Source organism: Streptomyces sp. NPDC004788 (genome assembly GCF_053601115.1).
On sequence record NZ_JBSGBF010000003.1, the window covers coordinates 152,988 to 170,109 of the forward strand.

Genomic DNA, 17,122 nt, shown 5'->3' on the forward strand with positions numbered 1-17,122 from the left:
GGGATGTGGGGGTCAGAACAGGCTGTTCGCCGCGAAGCGGAGGGCGAACTGCGGGTAGCCCGACAGCACGACGCCCGCGACGGCGGTCAGCGCGACGGCCAGGGTGATCGGGGTGGGGACCCGGTGCGGCTGCCGGCCGGGACCGGCCTGGCCTTCCTGCGCGCGGAAGAGCAGCGCCGTCCACCGCAGGTAGTAGTAGAGGGCGATCACGACGTTGACGCCCATGATCACGGCGAGCCAGCCGAGGCCGGCGTCGACGGCCGCCGAGAAGACGGTCACCTTGGCGAAGAGGCCGATGATACCCGGGGGCAGTCCGGCCAGGTTGAGCAGGAAGAAGCCGAGCGCGAGGGCGGCGGCCGGGCTCGTCGCGTACAGGCCGCGGAAGTCGGCGATCCGGGCCTCGGGGTGGGTACGGGCGACGAGGACGACGACCGCGAAGGCACCGAGGTTCACGACGGCGTACATCAGGGCGTACGCGACGGTGGCGCCGATCTGGTCGTCGCCGGAGTACGCGGCGGCGGCGATCGGCACCAGGAGGTAGCCGGCCTGGGCGACGGACGACCAGGCCAGGAGGCGTACGGCGCTGAAGGCGCGGGCGGCGCTCTGGCGCAGGGCGGCCACGTTGCCGACGGTCATGGTGAGGGCGGCGAGGGCGGCGAGCGCCGGGCCCCACACGTCCGCGTAGGAGGGGAAGGCGACGACGGTCACCAGGATGAGGCCGGTGAAGCCGACGGCCTTGCCGACGACGGAGAGGTACGCGGCGACGGGCAGCGGGGCGCCGACGTAGGTGTCCGGCACCCAGAAGTGGAAGGGCACGGCGGCCGTCTTGAAGGCGAAGCCGACGAGGGTGAGGACGACACCGGTCTGGGCGAGGACCTGGAGCTGGCCGGGCACGTCGCCGAGGCGCTGGGCGACCTCGGTGAGGTGGAGGGTGCCGGTGGCGGCGTAGACGAAGCTGACGCCGAGCAGGGTCACGGCGGTGGCGGTGACCGAGGAGAGGAAGAACTTCAGCGCGGACTCGCTGGACCTGACGTCGCCGCGGCGCAGGCCGACCAGCGCGAACGCGGGCAGCGAGGCCACTTCGAGGGCGACGACGAGGGTGGCCAGGTCCCGGGAGGCGGGCAGCAGGGCGGCGCCGGCGGCGGAGGAGAGCAGCAGGAACCAGTACTCGCCGGCGGGCAGCCTGTCGCGGGTGTCGGTGAGCGAGAGCAGCGCGGTGACGAGCGCGCCCGCGAGCACCAGGAACTGGATGACCAGGGTGAACTGGTCGGCGGTGTAGCTGCAGGCCCGCAGGTGGGTGTCGGCCGTGAGGCAGAAGGTCGAGCGGTCGCCGTCGCGGAGCGGGATGAGCAGCGCGAGCGCGGCGGCCAGGCCGGCGGTCGCGGTCCAGCCGAGGAGCTGCTTGCGCCCGGCGGGGACGAAGAGGTCGGCGACGAGGATCGCGACGGCGACGACGGCGACGAGGGTGGGAGGCGCGATGGCGAGCCAGTCGACGGACTGGACGAGGCTCGCGGCGGGGCTCGCGGCGGAGCTCGGGAGAGGACTCGCGAGGTGGCTCGCGAGGTGGCTCGCGACGGCGGGGGTCACTTGGCGCCTCCGGCGATCAGCTGCTGTACGGCCGGGTCGGTGAGGCCGAGGAGGACCGCGGGCCACAGTCCGGCGAGGACGGTGAGGGCGACGAGCGGCGTCCAGGCGGCGATCTCGTAGCCCTGGACGTCGGCGATCGCGGCCTCGGCCTCGCCGGCGGGGCGGGGGCCGCCCATGCAGACGCGGCGGACGACGACGAGGAGATAGGCGGCGGTGAGCAGGGTGCCGAGGGCGCCGATCGCCATGTACGTGAGGAAGGCCGGCCGGCTGAGGCCGGCGGCCGGGTCGAACGCGCCGAACAGCGCCAGCATCTCGCCCCAGAACCCGGCGAGGCCGGGCAGGCCGAGGGAGGCGACGGCGGCGAAGGCGAGGAGCGCGCCGAGGCGGGGGGCGCGGCCGTAGAGGGCGGCGCCGGTGGCTCCGGCGAGGGTGTCGAGGTCGGCGGTGCCGTAGCGGTCCTTGACGGCGCCGACCAGGAAGAAGAGGAGGCCGGTGATGAGGCCGTGGGCGATGTTGGCGAACAGGGCGCCGTTGACGCCGGTCGGCGTCATGGTGGCGATGCCGAGGAGCACGAAGCCCATGTGGCCGACGGAGCTGTAGGCGATCAGGCGCTTGAGGTCGCCCTTGTTGCCGGGCTTCGCGAGGGCGAGGCAGGCGAGCGATCCGTAGATGATGCCGGCGACGGCGAAGGCGGCGAGGTACGGGGCGAAGGTGCGCATGCCGTCGGGGGTGATCGGCAGCACGATGCGGACGAACCCGTACGTGCCCATCTTCAGCAGCACGCCGGCGAGGAGCACGGAGCCGACGGTCGGGGCGGCGGTGTGGGCGTCCGGCAGCCAGCTGTGCAGCGGCCACATCGGGGTCTTCACGGCGAGCCCGAGGCCGATCGCGAGAACGGCGATGACCTGCACGGACGTGGTCAGTCCGCGGCCGTTGTCAGTGGCGAGTGCCACCATGTCGAACGTGCCCGCCTTCAGACCGATGAGGAGCAGGCCGAGCAGCATGACGACGGAGCCGAGCAGCGTGTAGAGGATGAACTTCCAGGAGGCCGCCCGCCGGCCCTCGCCGCCCCAGCGGGCGATGAGGAAGTACATCGGGACGAGGACCGTCTCGAAGGCCAGGAAGAACAGGACGAGGTCGAGGACGGCGAAGGTCGCCAGGGTGCCGGACTCGAGGACGAGGAGTAGGGCGACGAATGCCTTGGGTGACGGGCCCGTAGGCATCTTGAAGTAGCTGTAGAGCGCGCAGAGGAAGGTCAGGAGCGCGGTCAGGAGCAGGAGGGGGAGGGAGATGCCGTCGACACCGAGGTGGATCCGCACGTCGAGTGCCTTGATCCAGCTGATGTCGGTGGTGGCCTGCATCGTCGAGGGGTGGTCGTGGTCGAAGCCGAGGGCCAGGACGATCGTGGCGAGCAGGATCACGCCGGTGACGACCACGCCGTGGCGGAGCACGGCCTGGTCGGGTGACTTCCCCTTCAGCCCGGGCGGGGCGGGCAGGAGCGCGGCGGCGGCGCCGACGAGCGGGCCGCCGACGATCAACGCGAGAAGGAACTGCATCACGGATTCGCTGATATCGATCACGGCTCACGCTCCGGCGGCGACGTTGGCGAGGACGACGGCGACGATCGCCAGGACGACGGAGCCGGCGAGCAGGGCGCTGAGGTAGGTCTGCACGTTGCCGGTCTGGGCGCGGCGCACGAGCCAGCCGAGCCCCTTGGCGGTGCTGCCCGCGCCGTTCACGTACGTGTCGACGACCTCGCGGTCCAGGAAGCGGACCAGGGAGGCGGCGGCGAGCACGGGGCGGACGAACAGCGTCCGGTAGACCGCGTCCAGGTGGAAGCCGGTGGCCGCGTGCGGGTGCAGCGGGCCGAGCAGGGCGCGGCCGGGGTCGGCCGGGTCCACCGCCGGGTGCGGCAGGTCCAGGGCCTCCGCCTCGACCTGGCCGGCCTCGGCGTCGGGATGGGCGACGGTGGGCGCGGCGAGCGCTCCGGTGGCGGGTGCGGGCGCGGACCCGACCGGGACCACGGGGGGCGGCGCGGTGCGGGCGACGAGGGTGCGCCGGACCGCGTAGGTGATCGCGGCGCCGACGACGGCGAGGCCGGTGCCGAGGACGGCCGTGGTGACGGTCGGGGTCAGCGGGTGACCGTCGAACCAGTCGTCGAGGTAGCCGGCGGTCAGGCCGAAGCCGAGCGACGGGATCGCGAGCACCCACAGCACGGTCGTCATGGCGATGGGCTGGCGCCCGTGATCGGGGGCCTCTTCCCCGCGGCCGCGGAAGGCGAGCAGCCAGAGCCGCATCGCGTACGCGGCGGTCAGCAGCGCCGTGAGCAGTCCGGCGACGAGCACGATCCAGCCGGCCCCGGCCGGGGCCACGGTGCTCTCGCCGGTGGCGGTGTGCTCGGCGGCGACGAGGACGGCTTCCTTGGAGAAGAAGCCGGCGAAGGGCGGGATCGCGGCGAGCGCGAGCAGGCCGACGGTCATCGTCCAGTAGGCGTCCGGGATCCGCTTGGCGAGGCCGCTCATCCGGGACATGGCGGTGAGCGAGTTCGTACCGGCGGCGTGGATGACCGCGCCGGCGGCGAGGAACAGCAGCGCCTTGAAGGCGCCGTGCGACAGGAGGTGGAAGACCGCGGCGCCACGGTCGCCGACGGCGAGCGCGCCGGACATGTAGCCGAGCTGGCCGATCGTCGAGTAGGCGAGCACCCGCTTGATGTCGTCCTGGGCGAGCGCGGCGAGCGCCGAGCCGACCATGGTGACGGCCGCCATCACGGCGAGCACGATCAGCGCGGCCGCGGAGGAGGCGAAGACGGGCAGCAGCCGGGCGACGAAGTAGATGCCGGCGGCGACCATCGTCGCCGCGTGAATGAGCGCGGAGACGGGGGTGGGGCCGGCCATCGCGTCCGGGAGCCAGGTGTGCAGCGGGAACTGCGCGGACTTGCCGGCCACGCCGGCGAGGAGCAGCAGCGCCACGAGGGTGGGGTGGTCGAGCCCGCCTGCGGCGACGGCGCCGAGCACGCCGGTGATCCGGAAGGTGCCCGCGTCGGCGGCCAGCGCGAACAGGCCGATCAGGAAGGGCACGTCACCGAGCTTGGTGACGAGGAAGGCCTTGAGGGAGGCCGAGCGGGCCTCGGGCGTCTCCCAGTAGTGCCCGACCAGGAAGTACGAACAGATGCCCATGACCTCCCAGCCGACCAGGAGCACCATCAGGTCGCCGGAGTAGACGACGAGCAGCATCGCGGAGGTGAAGAGGGAGACCAGCGCGGCGTACGAGGAGTAGCGCGGGTCGTCGCGCAGATAGCCGGTCGAGTAGACCTGCACGCAGGTGGCGACCACGCCGACCAGGACGGCGACGAGGGCGGCGAAGCCGTCGATGTGCAGGGCCAGGTCGATGGGGACCGAGCCGGTCGGGGTGAGCTGGGTGGCGGCGTCGATCGACTTCCCGCCGCCCTGCCTGGCCGCCACGACGACGGCGAGCACGGCCGCGGCGAGCGTCGGCAGCACGGCCAGCGGGCGGGTGAAGCCGGGCGCGGCGCGGCCGAGCAGAAGGCCGGCGGCGGAGCCGAGGAAGGGCAGGAGGGGAACGAGGACGGCGAGGGTCGTGGTGGTCACGCGGTGGCCTCGGCCTTCTCGTCGGCGGACGGCGTTTCCTTCGTGTCGCGGAGGCGGTCGACGTCCGAGGTGCCGCGGTTGCGGTACACCATCAGGACGATCGCGAGACCGATGCCGATCTCCGCGGCGGCGATGGCGATGGTGAAGAGGGTGAGGGCCTGGCCCGCGTGCAGGGTGTCGCGGAGCCAGACGTCGAAGGCGACCAGGTTGAGGTTGACGGCGTTGAGCATCAGCTCGACGGACATCAGGACCAGGATCGCGTTGCGGCGGGCGAGGACGCCGTACAGGCCGACGGAGAAGAGCAGGACGGCGAGGACGGCCGGGTAGACGAGGTGCATCAGTCGGTGTCCTCCGGGGCCTTCTTGCGGGACAGCACGATCGCGCCGACGAGCGCGGCGAGCAGCAGCACCGACAGCGCCTCGAAGGGCAGCACCCAGTGCCGGAAGAGGATCTCGCCGGACACCTTGGTGGAGCCCTGCGCGGGCCCGTCGAGGTCGATCCAGGTGGTGCGGAACGCGTCCACGACCACCCACACCAGGGCCGCCGCGGCGGCGAGCGCCACGGCGACGGCGACCGGCCGGTTGCCCGAGTCGGAGTCCGGGGAGCGGCCGATGGGGGCCTTGGTGAGCATGAGACCGAAGAGGAGGAGGACGACGACGGAGCCGACGTAGATCAGCACCTGCACCCAGGCGATGAACTCGGCGGTCAGGAGCAGGTACTCGACGGCGACCCCGCCGAGCGCCACGACCAGCCACAGGGCGGCGTGGACGAGCTGCTTGGTGGTGACGGAGACGAGGGCCGCGCCGAGGGTGACGAGGCCGACGAGGAGGAAGACGATCTCGACGCCGGTGGGCGAGAGGAAACCGCTGCTCTGCGCTGCGAGGGTCACTGCGGGCCCTCCTGCTGCGGGGCCTCGGCGGCGGCCTGCTCGGCCTCCGCCTGCGCCTGCGCGGCGGCCTTCTCGGCGGCCTTGCGCGCCGCGCCGATCTCCTTCGGCTCCTCCGCGCGCGGGTCGAGCGCGGGCGGCTCCGGAACGGTCCACATCCACTCGCGGAGCTTGTCGCGCTCGTGCGTCAGCTCGTGGATGTCGGTCTCGGCGTACTCGAACTCGGGCGACCAGAAGAGCGCGTCGAACGGACACACCTCGATGCAGATGCCGCAGTACATGCAGAGCGAGAAGTCGATCGCGAAGCGGTCGAGGACGTTGCGGCTGCGCTCGCGGCCGCCGGGGACGGCGGCCGGGACCGTCTCCTTGTGGGAGTCGATGTAGATGCACCAGTCGGGGCACTCGCGGGCGCACAGCATGCACACCGTGCAGTTCTCCTCGAACAGCCCGATGACCCCGCGGGTGCGGGGCGGCAGCTCGGGCTGCGCGTCCGGGTACTGCGCGGTGACGGACTTGCGCGTCATCGTGCGGAGGGTGACGGCGAGGCCCTTGGCGAGGCCGGAGCCGGGAATGGGAGCCATGGTTACTGGATCGCCACCTTCACGATGCCGGTGAGCGCGATCTGCGCGAGGGCGAGCGGGACGAGGGTCGTCCAGGCCAGCTTCTGCAGCTGGTCCTCGCGCAGGCGCGGGTAGGAGACCCGCAGCCAGATCACGACGAAGGCCAGGACGGCGGTCTTGAGCAGCGTCCACAGCCAGCCGAGGCCGTCGGCGCCGAACGGGCCGTGCCAGCCGCCGAGGAAGAGGACGGTGGTCAGACCGCAGAGGACGACGATGCCGGCGTACTCGGCGAGCAGGAACAGCGCGAAGCGGAGTCCCGTGTACTCCGTGTACGCGCCGAAGATGATCTCCGAGTCGGCGATCGGCATGTCGAACGGCGGTCGCTGCAGCTCGGCGAGGCCCGCCGTGAAGAACACCAGCGCGCCGACGATCTGCCACGGCACCCACCACCAGTGGAAGCCGTTCAGGATGCCGGGCAGCGACACGGTGCCGGCCGCCATCGCCACGGAAGCGGCCGCGAGCAGCATCGGCAGCTCGTACGACAGCAGCTGCGCGGCGGTGCGGAGGGCGCCGAGCAGCGAGAACTTGTTCGCCGACGCCCAGCCGGCCATCAGGCTGCCGAGCACCCCGACGCCCATCACCGCGAGCACGAAGAAGATCCCCGCGTCGATCACCCGCCCGACCGCGCCCTCGCTCGGCCCGATCGGAATCGCCACGAGCACGAGCAGATACGGCAGCAACGCCACCGCCGGCGCCAGCTGGAAGATCCGCCGGTCGGCGTTGGCCGGGACGACGTCCTCCTTCTGCGCGAACTTCACCCCGTCCGCGACCAGCTGCGCCCACCCGTGGAACCCACCGGCGTACATCGGCCCGAGCCGGCCCTGCATGTGCGCCATCACCTTGTGCTCGGTCTGCCCGACGACGAGCGGCAGCACGAGGAACACCGCGAACACGGCGACCAGCCGCAGGGCGACGTCCAACACGTCGTTCACGCGGAATCGCCTCCGTCGGGGTCGGTGGTGGGGGGTTGGGTGGTCGGGGGTTCGGGGGTCGGGGGTTCGGGGGTCGGGGCGGCGCCGTCGGCGTCGGCGTCGGCCGCCGGAGCCTCCGCCCCGCCTTCGGCGGGCGGCGCCTGCGGCGCCGGCGTCTTGGGCTCCTCGTCGAAGGCCGGTCGGGCGTGGTGCCACGGGGCGTCCGAGCTTCGGGCGGGGGCAGGGCGCTGCTTCGCGGTGTCGGGGGTCCCGGCGGCTTCCGTGCGCCGGCTCGCGGAGCCGGCGCTTGCGCTGCGGTTACGACGGGGGCCGGCGGGCGGCGCGACCGGGGCCTCGGTGCCCGCAGACGGCGCGGCCTGGGCCTCCGGGCCCGCAGACGGCGCGGCCTCGGTCTCCGGGCCCGCAGACGGCGCGCCCTGGGCCTCCGGGCCCGCAGACGGCGCGGCCTGGGCCTCCGTGTCCGCAGACGGCGCGTCTTGGGTCTCCGGGCCCGCGGTGGGCACCGGCGCGGCAGCGTCCGGGGCGGCCGGGGTGGCCTCGGTCGCATCGCCCGGGGTCGGCTCCGGGCGCGGGGCCGCCGGGGCCGCAGGCGCGGCCGGGCCGGCGTCAGCCGCACCAGCGGCCGGGCCCGCCACGGCCGCGGCGCCCGCACCCGGCTCCGGGCGCTGGCTCGCCGAGCCGGCGCTCACGCTCCGCGCGCGGCGCGGGCCCGCAGGGGCCGCAGGCGCGGCCGGGGCGGCCTCGGTCGTGTCGACCGGAGTCGCCTCCCCGCGCTGGCTCGCCGAGCCCGCGGTCGCGCTGCGGGTCCTGCGTACCGGCGGGGTGCCTTCCGCCTGGCTCGCCGAGCCCTCGCCGGCCGTGCGGGCGCGGCGGACCGGGCGGTCGCCGGCGGCCGCGCGGGCCGGGCGGGAGGGGGCAGGGGGGAGCTGGCCCTTGAGGGGGCCCCAGTCGTTGGGATCCGGGACGCCCGGGGGGAGCATCTGGCGGCGCTTGGGGGCGGCCGGGTCGTGGGACTCGCCCGGTTCCTTGGCGCCGGGCCAGGCCTTGGCGACGCGGGCCGCGAGGACGAAGTCCTTGCGCAGCGGGTGGCCCTCGAAGTTCTCGGGAAGGAGGAGGTGCACGAGGTGCGGGTGGTCGGTGAAGGTGACGCCGAACATCTCGTACGTCTCGCGCTCGTGCCACGCCGCGCCCGCGTAGACGGCGATCGCCGACGGCAGGGACGGGGACGCGTGCGGGACCGTCGTACGGAGCAGCAGGCGGCGGACGCCCGCCGCTCCCACCGACGCCACGTGCGCGCACACCCGGAAGCCCACGCCCGGCTCGTCCACCGCGCTCAGCCAGTCGAAGTACGTGAGGCCCAGCTTGTCGCGGGCGATCTCCAGCGCCGCGATCCACGAGGCCGTCGGCACGTCGACCGTCAGCAGGTCGTACGCGCGCTCCGCCGTCGCCTCCTCGCCGAAGAGCTCCGTGACGGAGTCGGGGAGGGCGGCGTAGCTGTCCGTGAAGTTCTCGGTCACGACGCGTCGCCTCCCGGCTTCGGGGGCTGCACGAGACCGCTCGTGAGCTGGGAGACGGACGGGGCCGACCCGTACCGCTCCGCCGTGTTCTCGCGCGCGATCTTCTCCTGGAGCTTGAGGATGCCCTGGAGCAGCGCCTCCGGCCGCGGCGGGCAGCCCGGCACGTAGACGTCGACGGGGATGATCTGGTCCACGCCCTTGGTCACGGAGTACGAGTCCCAGTAGGGGCCGCCGCAGTTCGAGCAGGCGCCGAAGGAGATGACGTACTTCGGCTCCGGCATCTGCTCGTAGAGCCGCTTGACCGCCGGCGCCATCTTGTCCGTCACCGTGCCGGAGACGATCATGAGGTCGGCCTGGCGCGGGCCCGGCGCGAAGGGGATCACGCCGAGCCGGATGAAGTCGTGGCGGGCCATCGACGCGGCGATGAACTCGATCGCGCAGCAGGCGAGCCCGAAGTTGAAGACCCACAGGCTGTAGCGGCGGCCCCAGTTCAGGACCACCTTCATCGGCTCCGGTGCCAGCCGGGCCAGCGGCCCCAGCGTGGGAGCGGGCAGGGGGGTCGGGGTCACGTCCATGCCAGGACGCCCTTCTTGTACGCGTAGAGCAGTCCCACGGCCAGGAAGCCGAGGAAGACGAACATCTCGACGAGCGTCGTCCCCCCGTATCCGGGCGCCGCGAAGACCGTCGCCCACGGGAAGAGGAAGATCGAGTCGACGGCGAAGATCACATAGAGGAAGGCGTACACGTAGTAGCGGACCTGGGTGTGGGCCCAGCCCTCCCCCACCGGGTCGACGCCGCACTCGTAGGTGAGGAGTTTCTCGGGGGTCGGCACGACGGGCCTGAGCAGCCGGTTCGCGCCGAACGCGACCGCGACGAAGAGCACGCCGAGCACGGCGAGCAGTCCGACGACGGAATACGTCTCGAAGTAGTCCGCCGCGTACGCCGTCGCGACAACGGTCGGTTCCCGCACGTCCGCCCCTCGGTCTCGGTGTCTCATTCCTTTTTCTTTACGGACGCGAGTCTAGGCCCTCCTAAAGAAGCCGTAAGAGGAGCCCGAGGGACGGTCACGGTGGGGTTATCCCCCCTGGGCTTTCGGCCACCTGCCCCATGGCGCCCCGCCACCGCGTGACGGCAGTCTTGCGGTCATGAGCGACCACACCGACGCCGGCGCCGGCGCCGTCGACACCGGCACCGCCGACACCCCGCCACCCGCCAGACCGCCGGCGCGCCTCGCCTACGACCGGCACACCTGGAAGGAGATCGCGCATCTCCTCGCGAATCTGCCCTGCGCGCTCGCCGGTTTCCTGTACTCGGTCGTGACGGTGGCGCTCGGCGTGGGCCTGGCCGTGACGGCCGTCGGGCTGCCGCTGCTCGCGCTCGGGCTCGCCGGGGCGCGCGGGATGGGCCGGTCGGAGCGGGCGCGGGCGCGGAAGCTGCTCGGGGTGCGGGTGGACGAGCCGAGCCGGCTGCCGCACCGGGGCGGGTTCTTCGGCCGGCTCTGGGCGCAGCTGAAGGATCCGGTGGCGTGGCGGAGCCAGCTGTACGGGTTCGTCCGGCTGCCCTGGGGTGTGCTGACGTTCACGGTGACGCTCGTGTCGCTGATCGTGCTGTGGCCGGTGCTGCCGTTCGTGGCGCGCGGGCTCAGCGCCGCCGACCGGGGCATGGTGCGCGGGCTGCTCTCGCCGTCCGACGAGCTGGAGCGGCGGATCGCGGAGCTGGAGTCCGACCGGGGCGTGGTCGTGGACACCGCAGCCGCCGACCTGCGCCGCATCGAGCGCGACCTGCACGACGGTGCCCAGGCCCGGCTCGTGGCGCTTGCCATGGGGCTCGGTCTGGCGAAGGAGAAGCTGCTGGACGATCCGGAGGCGGCCGCGGCGATGGTGGACGAGGCGCACGGCGAGGTGAAGCTGGCCCTCCAGGAACTGCGCGACCTGGCCCGCGGCATCCACCCGGCCGTCCTCACCGACCGCGGCCTCGACGCCGCCCTCTCCGCCGTCGCCGCCCGCTGCACCGTCCCGGTCAAGGTCTCCGTCGACCTGCCGGCCCGGCCCGCCGAGGCCATCGAGGGCATCGCCTACTTCACGGTCTCCGAGCTCCTGCAGAACGTCTCCAAGCACGCGGGGGCCCGTTCGGCCGCCGTGGAGGTGTGGCGGGAGGAGGGCGAGGGCCGGCTGATGCTCCAGGTCCGCGACGACGGCGGGGGCGGCGCGCGGCTCGACGGCGGCGGTACGGGCCTGGCCGGGCTGGCCGAGCGGCTCGGCGCGGTCGACGGGGTGTTCGTCGTGGACTCGCCGGAGGGCGGGCCGACCGTGATCACCGCGGAGCTCCCCTGGCGCGACCGCCGGTAGGGAGAACCCCGGCAGTAGGGAGAACCCCCGGCGCCAGGGAGAACCCCTGCCGGTAGGGAAAAACCCCTGGCGGTAGGGAAAACCCCCGGGTCAGGACGCCGACCCGCCTCATGGTGCCGGGCCCCGCCCTCCGGGGAGGGTGAAGACGACCGACAGACCCCCGCGTCAGAAACGGAAACCCCGATGGACGGAACCCCGACGGGCGGAACCCCGACGGACCGAATCCCGATGGCCCTCCACCGCCTCCCCGCCGGCCTCCGCGCGCCGTTCGAAGGACGCACCTGGCGCGCGTTCGGCTACGTCATGACCGGGCTGCCGATGGGCATCGTGTCCTTCGTCGTCGCCGTCACCTTCGTGTCGCTGGGCGCCGGGCTGCTCGTCACCTTCCTCGGTGTCCCGGTCCTGGCCGCCGGCCTCACCGTCTGCCGCGGGCTCGGCGCGGTGGAGCGGGCGCGGGCGCGCGGGCTGCTGGGCCTGGACGTGCGGGCGCCGGAGCCGGTCCGGGGCCGGACGGGCGGGGCGCTGTCGTGGATGGGCGCGACGCTGAAGAGCGGGGCGTCCTGGCGGCACCTGCTCTACTGCCTGGTGCGCTTCCCGTGGGCGGTGTTCACGTTCTGTGTGGTGCTGACGCTTTGGGCGACGGGCTGGAGCCTGTTCACGTATCCGCTGTGGCAGTGGGTGTTCCCGACCTACGTGAGTCAGGACGGCATCCAGTTGTACGGGGACGGGGACCACGGCATGCAGATGGACACGCCGACCGAGATCGCGATCACGTGCGCCGTGGGCCTCGCCCTCGTCCTGCTCGGGCCGTGGGTGCTGCGCGGTCTGGTCGCGGTGGACCGGGTGCTGGTGGCGGGGCTCCTCGGCCCGTCGCTGCTGGCCTCGCGCGTGACGGAGCTGGAGTCGGACCGGGGCGTGGTCGTGGACACCGCAGCCGCCGACCTGCGCCGCATCGAGCGCGACCTGCACGACGGCGCCCAGGCCCGGCTCGTGGCGCTGGCGATGGACCTGGGTCTGGCGAAGGAGCGGATCGCGGACGACCCGCTGACGGCGGCGGCGATGGTGGACGAGGCGCACGGCGAGGTGAAGCTGGCCCTCCAGGAGCTGCGCGACCTGGCCCGCGGCATCCACCCGGCCGTCCTCACCGACCGCGGCCTCGACGCCGCCCTCTCCGCCGTCGCCGCCCGCTGCACCGTCCCGGTCAAGGTCTCCGTCGACCTGCCGGCCCGGCCCGCCGAGGCCATCGAGGGCATCGCCTACTTCACGGTCTGCGAACTCCTGCAGAACGTCTCCAAGCACTCCGGCGCCAAGCGGGTTTGGGTGGACGTGTGGCGGGCGGACGGACGGCTGATGCTCCAGGTCCGCGACGACGGCAGGGGCGGCGCGACGCCGGCGGCGGGCCACGGGCTCGCGGGCCTGACGGAGCGGATCGACGCCGTCGACGGCGTGCTCGCGATCGACTCGCCGGCGGGCGGCCCGACGACGGTCACGGCCGAGCTTCCCTGGCGCGCCTGAGCCCGTACCGCCCGCCCCCCGTGTCTTGGTTGAACCGCTTCCGGCCCCGCCGCGTCCCTTCTCCTGCGATGCTGGGCATCGCTTGCGATCAAGCTGAGAAGGGGAAGGGACGGACATGGGCTCGGACAGCGTGCGCGTGGTCATCGCCGAGGACTCGGTGCTGCTCCGGGAGGGTCTGACCCGGCTCCTCACCGATCTCGGGCACGAGGTGGTCGCCGGCGTCGGTGACGCCGAGGCCCTGCTCAAGACGGTGGACGGCCTCGCGGACGAGGGGGCGCTGCCGGACGTGGTCGTGGCCGACGTCCGGATGCCGCCGACGCACACCGACGAGGGCGTCCGGGCGGCCGTACGGCTGCGCGCGGACCATCCGGGGATCGGGGTGCTCGTCCTGTCGCAGTACGTGGAGGAGCGGTACGCCACCGAACTGCTTGCCGGATCGAGCACCGGTGTCGGCTATCTGCTGAAGGACCGGGTGGCCGAGGTCCGGGAGTTCGTGGACGCGGTGGTCCGGGTGGCCCGGGGCGGTACGGCGCTGGACCCGGAGGTGGTGGCGCAGCTGCTCGGCCGGAGCCGGAAGCAGGACGTGCTCGCGGTGCTGACGCCGCGCGAGCGCGAGGTGCTGGGCCTGATGGCGGAGGGGCGTACGAATTCGGCCATCGCGAAGCAGCTGGTGGTGAGCGACGGCGCGGTGGAGAAGCACATCAGCAACATCTTCCTGAAGCTGGGGCTCTCGCCGAGTGACGGGGATCACCGCCGGGTACTCGCCGTGCTGACCTATCTCAACAGCTGACGGGCTGCGACGATGAGGGGGCGCGGCTGATGACCCGTCAGCTGCGCCACGGCCGCGCCGCCCCGATCCGTGACGAAGAATGAGCGGAGCGCGACATCCCGGTGGACCCGGGGCGTCGCAGAGAGCGACAATTGACAATAAACAGGCGTTTCGGGCGTCTCAAAACGAAGTCCACGATGCGAGAAGTCCCGGGAAGGGCCCCCTTACGGTCGTAGGGTGGGCCACGGGACGGCCGGTCGGCCGGTCGTCCACCGAGCTTTCTCCGCGGGTGAGCCTCGACGGAGAGACCCTGCCGCGAGGGAGGTCCAGTTCAGTGACCAGCCAGGTCAGTAGCGAGGCCGGTGAGGCCCTGGTCGGGGAGCAGCGCAGCGCCCCGGCGACGGCCGACGACGGTTCCGCGAAGGAAGTCCGCCGGCTCGACCGGGTGATCATCCGCTTCGCGGGCGACTCCGGCGACGGCATGCAGCTCACCGGTGACCGGTTCACCTCGGAGACGGCGTCCTTCGGGAACGACCTCTCCACGCTGCCGAACTTCCCCGCCGAGATCCGCGCCCCCGCCGGCACGCTGCCGGGCGTGTCCTCGTTCCAGCTCCACTTCGCCGACCACGACATCCTGACCCCGGGCGACGCGCCGAACGTCCTGGTCGCGATGAACCCGGCCGCGCTGAAGGCGAACATCGGGGACGTGCCGCGCGGCGGCGAGATCATCGTCAACACGGACGAGTTCGCCAAGCGCGCCATGGCCAAGGTCGGCTACGAGACGTCGCCGCTGGAGGACGGCTCGCTGTCCGGGTACCACGTGCACCCGGTGCCGCTCACCACCCTCACCGTGGAGGCCCTGAAGGAGTTCGGGCTGTCCCGCAAGGAGGCCGAGCGCAGCAAGAACATGTTCGCGCTCGGGCTGCTCTCCTGGATGTACCACCGCCCGACCGAGGGCACCGAGACCTTCCTGCGCCAGAAGTTCGCGAAGAAGCCCGAGATCGCCGAGGCGAACGTGGCCGCGTTCCGGGCCGGCTGGAACTTCGGCGAGACCACCGAGGACTTCGCCGTCTCCTACGAGGTGGCCCCGGCCACCCGCGCGTTCCCCACCGGCACGTACCGCAACATCTCCGGGAACCTGGCCCTGTCGTACGGCCTGATCGCCGCCGCCAAGCAGGCGGACCTGCCGCTCTACCTCGGCTCCTACCCGATCACGCCGGCCTCGGACATCCTGCACGAGCTGAGCAGGCACAAGAACTTCGGCGTGCGCACCTTCCAGGCCGAGGACGAGATCGCCGGCATCGGCGCCGCGCTCGGCGCGGCCTTCGGCGGCTCGCTCGCCGTGACGACCACGTCCGGCCCGGGTGTGGCGCTCAAGTCGGAGACCATCGGCCTCGCCGTCTCCCTCGAACTGCCGCTGCTCGTCGTCGACATCCAGCGCGGCGGCCCGTCCACCGGTCTGCCCACCAAGACCGAGCAGGCCGACCTCCTCCAGGCCATGTACGGGCGCAACGGCGAGGCGCCGGTGCCGGTCGTAGCCCCGAAGACGCCCGCCGACTGCTTCGCCGCCGCGCTCGACGCGGCCCGGATCGCGCTCACGTACCGCACGCCCGTCTTCCTGCTCTCCGACGGCTACCTGGCCAACGGCTCCGAGCCCTGGCGGATCCCGGACACCGACGAACTGCCGGACCTGACCACGACGTTCGCCACCGGCCCGAACCACACGCTGGCCGACGGCACCGAGGTCTTCTGGCCGTACAAGCGCGACCCCGAGACCCTGGCCCGCCCCTGGGCGCTGCCCGGCACCCCCGGCCTCGAACACCGCATCGGCGGCATCGAGAAGCAGGACGGCACCGGCAACATCAGCTACGACCCGGCCAACCACGACTTCATGGTCCGCACCCGGCAGGCCAAGATCGACGGCATCGAGGTGCCCGACATCGAGGTCGACGACCCGGACGGCGCGGACACCCTGGTCCTCGGCTGGGGCTCCACGTACGGGCCGATCACCGCCGCCGTGCGCCGCCTGCGCCGCGCCGGCCGCCCCATCGCCCAGGCCCACCTGCGCCATCTCAACCCCTTCCCGAAGAACCTCGGCGAGGTCCTGAAGCGGTACGAGAAGGTCGTCGTCCCCGAGATGAACCTGGGCCAGCTCGCCACCCTCGTCCGGGCGCGGTACCTCGTCGACGCCCGCAGCCACAACCAGGTCAACGGAATGCCGTTCAAGGCCGAGCAGCTCGCCGCGGCCCTCAAGGAGGTCATCGATGAGTGAGTCGCTGCTGCACCTGGTCCCCAAGGCCGAGGCGACCCAGTCGATGAAGGACTTCAAGTCCGACCAGGAGGTCCGCTGGTGCCCCGGCTGCGGTGACTACGCCGTGCTCGCCGCCGTGCAGGGCTTCATGCCCGAACTCGGCCTGGCGAAGGAGAACATCGTCTTCGTCTCCGGCATCGGCTGCTCCTCCCGCTTCCCGTACTACATGCACACCTACGGGATGCACTCGATCCACGGCCGCGCCCCGGCCATCGCCACCGGCCTGGCGACCTCCCGCCGCGACCTGTCGGTGTGGGTCGTCACCGGTGACGGCGACGCCCTGTCCATCGGCGGCAACCACCTCATCCACGCCCTGCGCCGCAACGTCAACCTGAAGATCCTGCTCTTCAACAACCGGATCTACGGCCTGACCAAGGGCCAGTACAGCCCCACCTCCGAGCTCGGCAAGATCACCAAGTCGACCCCGATGGGCTCCCTCGACGCGCCCTTCAACCCGGTGTCGCTCGCACTCGGCGCGGAGGCGTCGTTCGTCGCCCGGACGGTCGACTCCGACCGCAAGCACCTCACCGAGGTGCTGCGCCAGGCCGCCGACCACAACGGCACGGCCCTGGTGGAGATCTACCAGAACTGCAACATCTTCAACGACGGCGCCTTCGAGGTCCTCAAGGACAACGAGCAGGCCAAGGAGGCCGTCATCCGCCTGGAGCACGGGCAGCCGATCCGCTTCGGCGCCGACCTCCACAAGGGCGTGGTGCGCGACCCGGCCACCGGCGACCTGGAGGTCGTGACGGTCACCCCGGAGAACGAGTCGCGGATCCTCGTCCACGACGCCCACGCGGCCTCCCCGACGACCGCGTTCGCGCTGTCGCGCCTCGCCGACCCGGACACGCTGCACCAGACGCCGATCGGCGTCTTCCGCTCGGTGGACCGGCCGGTGTACGACACGCTGATGGCGGAGCAGCTGGAGAAGGCGGTGGAGCAGCAGGGCAAGGGAGACCTGGCCCAGCTGCTCACCGGGAAGGACACCTGGACGGTGGTGGGCTGACCTCCGCCGTCCTGACCGCCCCA

General features: G+C 72.6%; 15 protein-coding genes. 5 read left to right on the forward strand and 10 right to left on the reverse strand.

The annotated features are described in order from the left end of the window. Positions 1–12 precede the first annotated feature (12 nt). The 10 genes from ACWEJX_RS02905 to ACWEJX_RS02950 all read right to left on the reverse strand — a co-directional run bounded on the left by ACWEJX_RS02905 (position 13) and on the right by ACWEJX_RS02950 (position 10,147). Positions 13–1,479, reverse strand: a complete 1,467-nt coding sequence (locus tag ACWEJX_RS02905) for an NADH-quinone oxidoreductase subunit N (RefSeq protein WP_451605790.1) — start codon at positions 1,477–1,479, stop codon at positions 13–15. Between the two features lie 104 nt (positions 1,480–1,583). Continuing rightward, on the reverse strand, positions 1,584–3,143 hold the full coding sequence (locus ACWEJX_RS02910; protein ID WP_451605791.1) for a complex I subunit 4 family protein: 1,560 nt from the start codon (positions 3,141–3,143) through the stop codon (positions 1,584–1,586). Positions 3,144–3,170: 27 nt separating this feature from the next. Next, complete coding sequence (locus ACWEJX_RS02915) at positions 3,171–5,195, reverse strand: NADH-quinone oxidoreductase subunit 5 family protein (RefSeq protein ID WP_451605750.1); 2,025 nt, start codon at positions 5,193–5,195, stop codon at positions 3,171–3,173. Next, positions 5,192–5,533: an NADH-quinone oxidoreductase subunit NuoK gene (gene nuoK, locus ACWEJX_RS02920; RefSeq protein WP_403795303.1), complete on the reverse strand. Its 342-nt coding sequence runs from the start codon at positions 5,531–5,533 to the stop codon at positions 5,192–5,194. The genes ACWEJX_RS02915 and nuoK overlap by 4 nt, the downstream gene beginning before the upstream one ends. Further along, positions 5,533–6,084, reverse strand: a complete 552-nt coding sequence (locus ACWEJX_RS02925; RefSeq protein ID WP_403795301.1) for an NADH-quinone oxidoreductase subunit J family protein — start codon at positions 6,082–6,084, stop codon at positions 5,533–5,535. Before ACWEJX_RS02925 ends, nuoK begins: the two co-directional genes overlap by 1 nt. After that, the gene (locus tag ACWEJX_RS02930; RefSeq protein WP_451605751.1) at positions 6,081–6,662 is read right to left on the reverse strand and encodes a NuoI/complex I 23 kDa subunit family protein; all 582 of its coding nucleotides are present in this window, start codon (positions 6,660–6,662) and stop codon (positions 6,081–6,083) included. Before ACWEJX_RS02930 ends, ACWEJX_RS02925 begins: the two co-directional genes overlap by 4 nt. A 2-nt stretch (positions 6,663–6,664) precedes the next feature. Next, positions 6,665–7,633, reverse strand: a complete 969-nt coding sequence (locus tag ACWEJX_RS02935; RefSeq protein ID WP_403795298.1) for a complex I subunit 1/NuoH family protein — start codon at positions 7,631–7,633, stop codon at positions 6,665–6,667. Further along, on the reverse strand, positions 7,630–9,150 hold the full coding sequence (locus ACWEJX_RS02940; protein WP_451605752.1) for an NADH-quinone oxidoreductase subunit C: 1,521 nt from the start codon (positions 9,148–9,150) through the stop codon (positions 7,630–7,632). The genes ACWEJX_RS02935 and ACWEJX_RS02940 overlap by 4 nt, the downstream gene beginning before the upstream one ends. After that, complete coding sequence (locus ACWEJX_RS02945; RefSeq protein ID WP_451605753.1) at positions 9,147–9,725, reverse strand: NADH-quinone oxidoreductase subunit B; 579 nt, start codon at positions 9,723–9,725, stop codon at positions 9,147–9,149. The genes ACWEJX_RS02940 and ACWEJX_RS02945 overlap by 4 nt, the downstream gene beginning before the upstream one ends. Continuing rightward, a complete protein-coding gene (locus tag ACWEJX_RS02950) occupies positions 9,716–10,147 on the reverse strand; it encodes an NADH-quinone oxidoreductase subunit A (protein ID WP_403795291.1) in 432 nt (143 codons plus the stop codon). The genes ACWEJX_RS02945 and ACWEJX_RS02950 overlap by 10 nt, the downstream gene beginning before the upstream one ends. Before the next feature lie 148 nt (positions 10,148–10,295). Between ACWEJX_RS02950 and ACWEJX_RS02955 the strand changes: the two genes are divergently transcribed. The 5 genes from ACWEJX_RS02955 to ACWEJX_RS02975 all read left to right on the forward strand — a co-directional run bounded on the left by ACWEJX_RS02955 (position 10,296) and on the right by ACWEJX_RS02975 (position 17,099). Further along, positions 10,296–11,498 carry a sensor histidine kinase gene (locus tag ACWEJX_RS02955; RefSeq protein WP_451605754.1) on the forward strand — a complete coding sequence of 401 codons (1,203 nt, stop codon included), beginning with the start codon at positions 10,296–10,298 and terminating at the stop codon, positions 11,496–11,498. A 228-nt stretch (positions 11,499–11,726) separates the two neighbouring features. Then, positions 11,727–13,013, forward strand: a complete 1,287-nt coding sequence (locus ACWEJX_RS02960; protein ID WP_451605755.1) for a sensor histidine kinase — start codon at positions 11,727–11,729, stop codon at positions 13,011–13,013. Positions 13,014–13,143: 130 nt separating this feature from the next. Continuing rightward, positions 13,144–13,803, forward strand: coding sequence for a LuxR C-terminal-related transcriptional regulator (locus ACWEJX_RS02965; RefSeq protein WP_403796426.1), 660 nt, complete (start codon positions 13,144–13,146; stop codon positions 13,801–13,803). Between the two features lie 313 nt (positions 13,804–14,116). Further along, positions 14,117–16,054, forward strand: a complete 1,938-nt coding sequence (locus tag ACWEJX_RS02970) for a 2-oxoacid:acceptor oxidoreductase subunit alpha (RefSeq protein ID WP_451605756.1) — start codon at positions 14,117–14,119, stop codon at positions 16,052–16,054. Further along, complete coding sequence (locus ACWEJX_RS02975; RefSeq protein WP_451605757.1) at positions 16,047–17,099, forward strand: 2-oxoacid:ferredoxin oxidoreductase subunit beta; 1,053 nt, start codon at positions 16,047–16,049, stop codon at positions 17,097–17,099. Before ACWEJX_RS02970 ends, ACWEJX_RS02975 begins: the two co-directional genes overlap by 8 nt. Positions 17,100–17,122 lie beyond the last annotated feature (23 nt).

What these genes read in the sequence shown, in the direction of transcription:
- ACWEJX_RS02910 (WP_451605791.1), bottom strand. Translation starts at nt 3,143, where the DNA reads ATGCAGTTCCTTCTCGCGTTGATCGTCGGCGGCCCGCTCGTCGGCGCC.
- nuoK (WP_403795303.1), bottom strand. Translation starts at nt 5,533, where the DNA reads ATGCACCTCGTCTACCCGGCCGTCCTCGCCGTCCTGCTCTTCTCCGTC.
- ACWEJX_RS02930 (WP_451605751.1), bottom strand. Translation starts at nt 6,662, where the DNA reads ATGGCTCCCATTCCCGGCTCCGGCCTCGCCAAGGGCCTCGCCGTCACC.
- ACWEJX_RS02945 (WP_451605753.1), bottom strand. Translation starts at nt 9,725, where the DNA reads ATGGACGTGACCCCGACCCCCCTGCCCGCTCCCACGCTGGGGCCGCTG.
- ACWEJX_RS02950 (WP_403795291.1), bottom strand. Translation starts at nt 10,147, where the DNA reads ATGAGACACCGAGACCGAGGGGCGGACGTGCGGGAACCGACCGTTGTC.
- ACWEJX_RS02955 (WP_451605754.1), top strand. Translation starts at nt 10,296, where the DNA reads ATGAGCGACCACACCGACGCCGGCGCCGGCGCCGTCGACACCGGCACC.
- ACWEJX_RS02960 (WP_451605755.1), top strand. Translation starts at nt 11,727, where the DNA reads ATGGCCCTCCACCGCCTCCCCGCCGGCCTCCGCGCGCCGTTCGAAGGA.
- ACWEJX_RS02975 (WP_451605757.1), top strand. Translation starts at nt 16,047, where the DNA reads ATGAGTGAGTCGCTGCTGCACCTGGTCCCCAAGGCCGAGGCGACCCAG.